The 8915-nt window shown below is 70.8% G+C and carries 7 protein-coding genes and 1 pseudogene; 1 reads left to right on the plus strand and 7 read right to left on the minus strand.

The window, feature by feature from the left end; translation table 11 throughout:
• Positions 1-118: 118 nt before the first annotated feature.
• On the minus strand, positions 119-589 hold the full coding sequence (cynS, locus tag ACH4K1_RS26040) for a cyanase (RefSeq protein ID WP_398091946.1): 471 nt from the start codon (positions 587-589) through the stop codon (positions 119-121).
• 118 nt (positions 590-707) lie between these two features.
• A complete protein-coding gene (locus ACH4K1_RS26045) occupies positions 708-1286 on the minus strand; it encodes a carbonic anhydrase (protein ID WP_398091948.1) in 579 nt (192 codons plus the stop codon).
• A gap of 125 nt (positions 1287-1411) precedes the next feature.
• On the opposite strand from ACH4K1_RS26045, the gene cynR reads away from it, so the two are divergent.
• Positions 1412-2323, plus strand: a complete 912-nt coding sequence (gene cynR, locus ACH4K1_RS26050; protein ID WP_398091950.1) for a transcriptional regulator CynR — start codon at positions 1412-1414, stop codon at positions 2321-2323.
• Positions 2324-2438: 115 nt separating this feature from the next.
• On the opposite strand, the gene ACH4K1_RS26055 is transcribed toward cynR, so the two are convergent.
• The 5 genes and pseudogenes from ACH4K1_RS26055 to ACH4K1_RS26075 form a co-directional block, all read right to left on the minus strand.
• On the minus strand, positions 2439-3020 hold the full coding sequence (locus ACH4K1_RS26055; protein ID WP_398091952.1) for a dihydrofolate reductase family protein: 582 nt from the start codon (positions 3018-3020) through the stop codon (positions 2439-2441).
• 154 nt (positions 3021-3174) lie between these two features.
• Entirely contained in the window at positions 3175-4206 is a 1032-nt protein-coding gene (locus tag ACH4K1_RS26060) for a hypothetical protein (protein WP_398091954.1), read from the minus strand.
• Positions 4203-5510 carry an MFS transporter gene (locus ACH4K1_RS26065; RefSeq protein WP_398091956.1) on the minus strand — a complete coding sequence of 436 codons (1308 nt, stop codon included), beginning with the start codon at positions 5508-5510 and terminating at the stop codon, positions 4203-4205. The genes ACH4K1_RS26060 and ACH4K1_RS26065 overlap by 4 nt, the downstream gene beginning before the upstream one ends.
• 129 nt (positions 5511-5639) lie before the next feature.
• On the minus strand, positions 5640-6926 hold the full coding sequence (locus ACH4K1_RS26070) for a discoidin domain-containing protein (protein WP_398091970.1): 1287 nt from the start codon (positions 6924-6926) through the stop codon (positions 5640-5642).
• Positions 6921-7775, minus strand: a pseudogene (locus ACH4K1_RS26075) (chitosanase); the annotation flags it as partial. The pseudogene ACH4K1_RS26075 and the gene ACH4K1_RS26070, both read right to left, overlap by 6 nt.
• Between the last annotated feature and the right edge of the window lie 1140 nt (positions 7776-8915).

Below are 8915 nucleotides of genomic sequence, written 5' to 3' on the forward strand. Positions count from 1 at the left end.
GGGGCGGGGGGGGGGGGGCGGGGGGGGGGGGGGGGGGGGGGGGGGGGGGGGGGGGGGGGGGGGGGGGGGGCCGCGCCCCCCCCCCCGCCGCCTGGGGGTGACGCCGTACCGGCGGCGGTCAGAAGGGCTTGGTCGGCAGGTACTTGCCGTCCAGGGTGATGACGGCGCGCTCGCCGCCCTCGGGGTCGGCGACCTTCTTCACGTCGAGCCGGAAGTTGATCGCGGAGATGATCCCGTCGCCGAACTGCTCGTGGACGAGGGCCTTGAGGGTCGTGCCGTAGACCTGGAGCATCTCGTAGAAGCGGTACATGGTCGGGTCGGTCGGGATCCGGTTGGGCATCGAACCGCGCACCGGGATGGTCTGCAGCAGAACCGCCGCGTCGTCGTCCAGGCCGAGCAGATCGGCCACGGCCTTCGCGGACTCCTCCGGCAGCGGGTGCTGGCCGAGGACGGCGGCGGTGGTGAAGGCCACCGACAGGCCGGAGGCGTCGGCGATCTGCTGCCAGGAGAGGTCCTTGAGGGTCTTGGCCTCCACGGCCTTGGCGGCCAGGGCCTCACGGGCGGTCGGGTCGAACTGTGCGTGCACCATGATCAGTACGTCCTTTTCTCCCCCGGGCCACTCACGGGAAGAGGGGTGGAGTGGCACGTGGGGCGGGGGTTTCGCGGGGGGTGGGGGTTTTCGGGGCAGGGGGGCAGGTCCGGCAGGGTCAGGCCGCGCGCGGGGCGGTCAGCTCCTGGACGCGGCCGGTGGGGATGTCGAAGACCCAGCCGTGCAGGGCGGCCCTCCCCTGTGCCAGCGCGCTGGCGACCGAGGGGTGGGTGGCCAGGTTCGCCAGCTGGGCCAGCACGTTCTGCCCTACCAGGGCGGAAACATCGCCGCCGGTGGGCGTGCGGGCCAGCGAGGCGTCCGCGTGCCGCAGCCAGGTGGCGACCGCCGGGGAGCCGCTGAGGTCGTGGCTCTCGGCGAGCGCGGTCATCGCGCCGCACGCGGAGTGGCCGCAGACGACGATGTCCTTGACGCCCAGCGTGGCGACGGCGTACTCGATGCTCGCCGCGACCCCGTCGGCCTCGGGAGCGTAGGCGGGCACCAGGTTGCCTGCGGTGCGGATGACGAACAGATCACCCGGCTCCGTACCGGTGATCAGTTCGGGGACGACGCGGGCATCGGAACACCCGATGAACAGCGTGTGCGGTGTGTGATGGGCGGCCAGGCGGGCGAAGAGCTCCGCCTTGGCCGGGAAAACGTCCCGCTGGAAACGGGCGACGCCTTGGGTCAGGTCGTGCATGGTCACTCCCTTCGGAGGGGGGCCGGCCCTGGCGGGCTGGTGAAATCAACCATGCATGACCTGTACCTATAGTGTCCAAGAGAGGTAACGCATAAGAGCTATCGATCCCATCTATAGTTGCTTCCATGGCTGCTCTCGAACTGCGTCACCTGCGCTATCTGCTCGCCGTGGCCGAACACGGCAACTTCACCCGTGCCGCCGAGGAGCTGCACATCTCCCAGCCCACCCTCTCCCAGCAGATCAAGCAGCTGGAACGGACGCTGGGCGTGCAGCTTCTGGACCGCACCGGCCGCACGGTGCGGCTCACCGACGCGGGCGCCGTCTACACCGATCACGCCCGGCGCGCGCTGCGCGACCTCGCCGCCGCCGAACGTGCCGTCCACGACGTCCAGGACCTCTCCCGCGGCCACCTGCGCCTGGGGGTCACCCCCACCTTCACCGCCTACCTGGTCGGCCCGCTCACCGCCGAATTCCACACCCGCCACCCCGGCGTCCGCCTCACGCTGGTGGAAATGGCCCAGGACCGCATCGAAGGGGCCCTACTCGCCGACGACCTCGACCTCGGCATCGCCTTCGCAGGCCCCCATCTCCCCGGCGTCACCGCCACCGCTCTGTTCACGGAGACGCTCACTCTGGTCACCGGCCCCCGCCGGTCTGACACCGGCGCTCTCCCCCCGCTCCCCGTAAGTGAACTCACCGGCGGGGAACTCGCTTTGCTCAGCGGCGACTTCGCCACCCGCGGCCACATCGACGCCTACTTCACCCGCCACCGGGCCGCTCCCCGCATCGCGGTCGAAGCCAACTCCATCCAGGCGCTCACCGAGATCGTCCAGCGCACCGGCCTGGCCACCGTCCTGCCCGACGCCATCACCCACGACCATCCCCACCTCGCCCCCGTCCCCCTCGACCCGCCCCTCCCCGCCCGTACCGTCACCCTCCTCCACCGTGAGGGCGCCTACCGCGGTGCGGCCACCCGCGCCTTCACCCGGCTCATCCACGACCTCGTCCACACCCGCGGCTACGCGCCCGCTCCGTGACGCTCCGGGCGGGCCGCGCCTGGGCTCGTGCGGTTCCGGGGCCGAGGAGTCCCCGCTTTCCGGCAGCTGTGGCCCCGGCACCCTCCGGCGCTGCCCGGCACGGGATCTGTACAGGTCAGTGCGGGACCGGCCGGTAGGTGAGCTCCTGGGTACGGCCATCGAGCGTCCGGCTCTCGATCAGTTCGAGATCGAAGTCGGCCCCGCCCCGGAGGACCGGTTCCGTACCGGTCCGACCGGTGATGACGGGAAAGATCGTCACTTGGACGCGGTCGACCAGCCCGGCGGCCATCAGCGCCCGGTTCATCGACAGGCTGCCGTGCGAGCGCAACGGCACATCGGACTCCTCCTTGAGGCGGGCGACGACGTCGACGGCGTCACCGTTCGCGACGGTCGCGTCCGGCCAGTCGAGGGGCTCTTCGAGCGTGGTCGACACCACCGTCGCGGGCAGGCTCCTCATGCGGGTGACCCATGCGTCGCCCACGCCGGGCTCCTCGGTGGTCGGGGCCGCCAACCGCACGAACTTCCGATACGTGCGGGCCCCGAAGACCATGCGCTGATCCTGGCCGTACAGGGACGACCGGCGGTCGAGGAGCTCGGGGCCCTGCTTGCCCCAGTAACCACCCCAGTCGCCGTCACCGTTGTAGGAGCCGAAACCGTCGAGGCTGGAGAATACGTCGAACGTGTAGACGGCGGTCATGATGCTCTCCCGGCTGAATCCGGTTGATGGACACAGGTGCAGACTGCGTCCGGTGGGAGAACTCATCGCCGGCCGGCGGACCCGGGACGCGGAGCGGCAGGAGGGGCGGTCGTGGCGGTTCTTCCCTGGCGACCGGGCGGCCGACCGCCCCTGATCACCTGCCCTTGACGACCAAGGAAGGCGACGACGCGTCACTCAGGAGGAGGCTCGGTCCGGCATCCGGGTCGTCGAGGGGGACGGACCAGATGTCCGACGTGCCCTTCGCGCTCCCCGGAAGGGCGTACGCGAGGGTCGAGTCGTCCAGCCACGCCGCCTGGTCGTCGACGCTGCGGGTCTCGGCTACGGGGGTCTCACGCATCGTCCTCAGGTCCAGTACGTGCAGTCGCCACGGATTCTGGGCGCCTTCGCGGACCCGCTTCTTGAAGGCGATCCGGGTGCCGTCGGGCGAGAGGGACGGGCATTCGGCGTTGCGGCGGAGTGTGCGGGCCTTCCACGTCCTGACATCGCCCTCGACGAGGTACGTCTTCCCCTTGGTGGCCACCGTCGCGTAGAAGCGGTTGTCGTCGTCCGCGAAGGTGATGCCCCAGTAGTTCACGTCCGGCGCGTGGTACCGCCGCCCCTCCAGGTAGAGCTGCAGGGTCTCCACGTTCTTGACCAGATAACCGGTCCGCGTGTCGAGGATGCCGCTCCTCGTCGAGAAGGAGGACGAGGCGTACGAGTCGCCGCTGACGAACAGCGTCCAGGCGACCATCCGGCCCGAGGGGGAGACCCGCGCCCGGTTGGGGATGCCGCCGACCACGACGGTCTTACGGGTGTTCAGCTTTCGGTCGAGGACGCTCACCTTCGTCTTCTGCGAGATGCCGGGGTGGCCGGCGATACAGACGGCCGACCGTCCACTCGCGTAGAAGCGGTCGCACGAGAGCCCGGTGCTCCTGCTCCGCGCCCCGTCGGCCGCCCCCGTGCCGGAGGAGCCGTACGGCGCCGAGCGCACGTTGCCCTTGCGCGCCGCGTGGTACAGGCCGGGCGCGTCGTCGAGTGTGAGGCCCGGCGCGGCGGCGGGCTCCGGCGTCCTGCCGTCGCCGTCGGCTGCCGCGACCGTGTAGCCGACGGCGACGGTCGCCAGGACGGCGGTGGCCGCCGTGAGCGCGACGATCCGGGCGCGCAGGGAGAGGGGAGGCAGGGTCATGAGGACTCCGGGGCGGTGGCGGGTGCGGGGGCGGCGGGCGAGGGTGCGGTCGGCAGGAGTACGCAGGCGAGGACGAGTACGGCGCCGAGCGCGGCGGCGGCCAGGAGGAGGGCGTTGTCCATGCCCCACAGCGTCCAGACGGCTCCGAACCCGACGGACGCGAACAGGCGGCCCAGACTCTGGCCGGTCTGCAGCAGTGCCATCCCGCCCGCACGCCGGTCCGCCGGCACGACCGGGCCGCCGAGCGCCATGAGGACCCCGTCGGTCGCCGCGTAGAACGTGCCGTGCAGGGAGAGCACCAGGATCGTGAGCGGCCAGCCGGCCACCGGTGAGAACAGCGCGACGTACACCCCGAGCAGGGCGACGTGCCCCAGCAGATACGGGACGCGGCGGCCGATCCGGTCGGCGGCCCGGCCGAGGGGAACGGCGAGCAGGAGGTAGACCGCCGCGCTGCCGAGGGGCAGCAGGGGGAAGTACTCCACGTCGAGGGCGAGCCGCTTCTGCAGGACGAGGTAGAGGAACCCGTCGCCCACACCGACGAGGCCGAGCGCCGTGGCCGCGAGGAGGATGCGGCGGAAGGCGGGGACATGGAAGAGCCGCAGGGTTTCCCGCAGTGTGGCAGCCGCCCTGCTCGGAGGTTGTGCCGGCCCGGCCCCGCGGCCGGGGACGAACGCGAAGAGGATCAGCACCCCCAGCAGGCCGAAACAGAAGCTGACGACGAAGACCGCGTCGTAGGCGTCGACGGTCGCCCACAGGACGGCGAAGGCGACGAGCGGTCCGAGCATGGCGCCCGTGGTGTCCATGGCCCGGTGCACACCGAAGGCACGGCCGAGGTCCCGCTCGTCGCAGCTCAGCGAGATCAGCGCGTCGCGCGGCGCCGTCCGCACGCCTTTGCCGACCCGGTCGGCGGCGAGCGCGGCGGAGAGGGCGGGGGTGGAGCCGCCCGCGAGGAGCAGGCCGAGTTTGCAGAGGGCGGACAGCGCGTATCCGCTTCCGGCGACGAGCTTGTGCCGCTGCCAACGGTCGGCGGCGTGCCCCCCGGCAAGTCTGACGAAGGCGGTGACACCGTTGTAGAGGCCGTCGAGAAAGCCGAACTGGAGGGGGCTGAGCCCCAGTCCCAGGACGAGGTAGAGGGGCAGTACGGCGGTGACCATCTCGGACGAGATGTCGGTGACGAGGCTGACGGCGCCGAGCGCGACGACGGTGCCGGTGAGGCGCCTTCGCGAGGAGGGACGCACGGCTGAGGGGGTTGGGTCGGGGGCGGTTCCGTCCGGTGGACGGGTTCTGCCGACGGCAAGGTACATACAGACGCTCCTGGTAAGCGGTGCCCGGAGCTCCGGCTGTACGGCCGGGGCTCCGGGCGGGTTCGCCGGCCGGGCGTGGTCCGGGCCGCCGGAACACACCCGGCCGGACCACGTCGGACGGCGCGGAGATCAGCGGCAGTTGTACGTCGGGCCGGTGTCCAGGACCGTTCCGTCGGTGCCGACGAACTTCGAGGTGAAGGTCGTGTCGGTGAAGTCGAGCTGCATCACGCCGAACTTGTCCCAGATGCGCTTCTGGCTGTTCTTCTGCACGGTGTCGCCCTGGCCGTACAGGTCCTTGCCGCCCATACCGCCGAGGATCTCGACGATGCCGTTCGGGTCAGCCTGGCCGTCCGGGTTCTGCGGGGCGAAGCGCTCGTAGTGGTGGTCGTGGCCGTTGAGCACCAGCTCGGTACCGGCTGCCTGCAGCATGGACCAGACCGGCTTGCTCACGGGGTCGTTGCCGTGGCTTCCGGAGCTGAAGAGCGGGTGGTGGAAGTACGCGGCGATGCACTTCTTGCTGTTCTTGGCGAGGTCGGCCTTCAGCCAGTCGAGCTGTTCGCGCTCGTCGAACCGGTTGGAGTTGAGGGCGACGAAGTGCCAGTTGCCGTAGTCGTAGCTGTACCACATCTTGCCCTGGGGGGTGGCGCGGGCGCCGAAGTACTGCCGGTAGGCGACCTCGTCCTGGTTGTCCCAGTCGTCGTACGCCTCGTGGTTGCCGGGCACGGGGTGGGTCTTGTCCTTGAACCGGCCCCAGGACTTGTCGTAGTAGTTGCGGAAGTCCTCGATGTGGGCGTCGTCGTACTGGTTGTCGCCCATGGTGATGTAGAACGCCGGGTTGATCGCCATGGCGCGTGCGGCGGTCTTGAAGTGCTGGCACCCAGGATCGCTCTGGTTGCACTGGTCGGCGATGTCACCGGCGCCGACCACGGTGAACGCGCCCTTCGGAGGCGGGTCGGTGGGCGTGGTGCCCCCGGTGCTGCCGTACACGTCGGCCTCCCACAGGGAGTAGCCGTACGGGGTGCCGCGGGCGGTGCCGTACACGCGCAAGTAGCGGCCCTTGCCGGTCAGGCCGGTCCAGGTGTCGGTCCCGCCGTTGCCCGCCGTCTCCGCCGCCAGACGGGCCCAGTCGGTGCCGTTGGCCGAGATCTCCAGCCGGTACTGCTTCGCGTACGCGGCCTCCCAGTTCAGTACGACGCGGGAGACGGACGCTCCTTCGCCGAGGTCGATGCGGAGCCACTGCGGGTCCGATCCCTCGGCACTGGCCCAGCGGGTGGTCGCGCTGCCGTCGACGGCCTTTCCGGGGGTCAGGGTGGAGGTCTCGGACGACGAGGCGGTGGCGGGTCTGCCGCGCGAGATCAGTGTCTCGGCGCCGGGGGGCTCCGTCGACCCCGGACCGGGCCGGGGATCGGTGTCGATCCGGAAGTCGTCGCCGTAGACGGCCCAGGCCAGCGGCGTGTCGAGGTCCAGGTTGCCGTTCCGCAGGAACACGCGCTGGGCGGTGTCGACCCGGCTGGTGTCCTCGTGCGCCTCCTCCTTCTTCATCTCCACGACACGGGCGTCGAGGAAGGCGTCGAGGTACCGGGTCTCGTCGCCGCCCTCGGCCGGCGTACGGGCGTCGTTCCGGGCCTCGGCGCGGATGCTGTCGAAGCCCGACTGCCCGTGCATGACGATGGCGTCGTAGTAGACGAACTGCCCGAGCGTCCGCAGCCCGTCGCTCTTCGCCCGGGCTACGGAGGGGCCGAAGTAGACGCGGTCACGCTCGTGTTCCTGGGCCGCCCGGAACTCGGGGGTGGCCGCGGCCTGCTCCCAGGCGGTCGTGAAGCCGGGGTCGAGGCCCTCGTGGGAGTCGCTCCCGTCGACCGCGCGGAGCGCCGGGAGGTACTTGGCCAGCGGGTTGCCCGGCACCTTGCCCGTGTAGTACTCGACGAGTTCGAGCATGTCGTGCGTACCGGAGCAGAACCCGACGATGCCGGCCGTGTAGCCGCGCCCGTCGCCGATGTCCTCGATGTAGTCGAACTGCTCGCGCCACTGGAGTGAGGAGTTCTCGGCCGTCGAGACGATCTGCAGGGCGATCTCCTTCTTCACCGGATCGTCGAGGCCGGAGGCCGCGGCCGCCTGTCCGGTGTTGAGGGCGACCGCGGCGGGGATCGCGGCCAGTGTCATGGCCAGAGCGACCCGTACCCCGGTGCGCCGTCGGCGGTGTGCGGGGCGGGGTGGTCGTTCCGAACGGGAGACGCGTCGGAAAATGCGGTGGGGGATGCGCATGCGCACGTGGTTCTCCGATCTCTTGCACCATGCCGGACGCCGGACGTCGGACGCACAGGGGAGTCGACGTCGCACGCACAGGGGGTCGTGGAAGGGCGTACGGACACAGCTCAGCCGGGAGGTCGCCTCTATTAGGAAAGTTTCCTTTCCATTGAGTCGCGTCCATTGGAGCGCGCCGCTCCTTCCCTTGCAAGGGGCATGACAACATCAATTCGGAACGGATCGGCGTTCGTCGGCCGGGTTCGCACGCCTGTGCGTACGGGCGGAGGGTGGTGGATTCGGGCGCGGGGGAGGGGCGCCGCCCGCGTCCAGGGGTGCCGAGGGCCCCGTCTCGGCCCGCGTGTCCATGGGCCGGGTCGGCTCCCGGGTGGTCCGGGGAGTCCGGGTGTTGGTGGGCCGCCGTGCGAGGGCTGTGTTTTTCGCCGGGCATTCCGGGGGCGGTGGCGTGCTTCTCGCGGGTTCGGTCGGTGGGCCGGCGCCCCTTCGGTCAGGGCGGCGCGCCTGCTTCCGGAATCGGTGGCGTGACGACGCTCTTCGGGGTCGGTGGCCGCCCATGGTGTCCGCAGGCGGGTCCGATGGTGCGGTGCGGCGCGCTCGGCGGCCTCGCCGAGGTTGCGCCGGAGGGGGGGCGGCCCGCGCGGTCGGTAACGCGGTGGGCGCCTGGGTGCCGGTGTCTTCTGCGGGGGCGGGGCGGGGTCGTGGTAGGTCGTCTCGATCCCGGGACTCGGCAAGCCCGGCGGTGGTGGTCGTCTCGTGATCGAGCGGCAGATCTACGGGCCTGCGAGGTTCGGTGTCAACCGGCACGGTTCCGTGGGCCCGGCCCTTGCGCGTTGTGTACGCGTCGGTACTAGCCGCCTGTGGTGGCGGCGGTCGAGGGTCGGGCATCGCATCGACGGCCGAGGTGCCGTGCTGCGGTTGGCGGAGGTTTAAAGGGTGTCCGCAAGGTGGGTGCCGACGCGGGCCTGGGGCGCCTCGGTGTGGTTCCGCGTTCTGCGGCTGAATCTTTTCGTGGTGGTGGGTTGGTGGGGTTTTCGGAGTGGGGGTTTTAGGTGGGTGGGGTGAGGTGGGTGGTGGCGGTGAGGGTGAGGTGGCCGTGTTGGAGGGCGTTGATGTGGGTGGTTTTGGTTGTTTTGTTTGTTT

It is taken from the genome of Streptomyces sp. NPDC017448 (assembly GCF_044330565.1).
Lineage (GTDB): Bacteria > Actinomycetota > Actinomycetes > Streptomycetales > Streptomycetaceae > Streptomyces.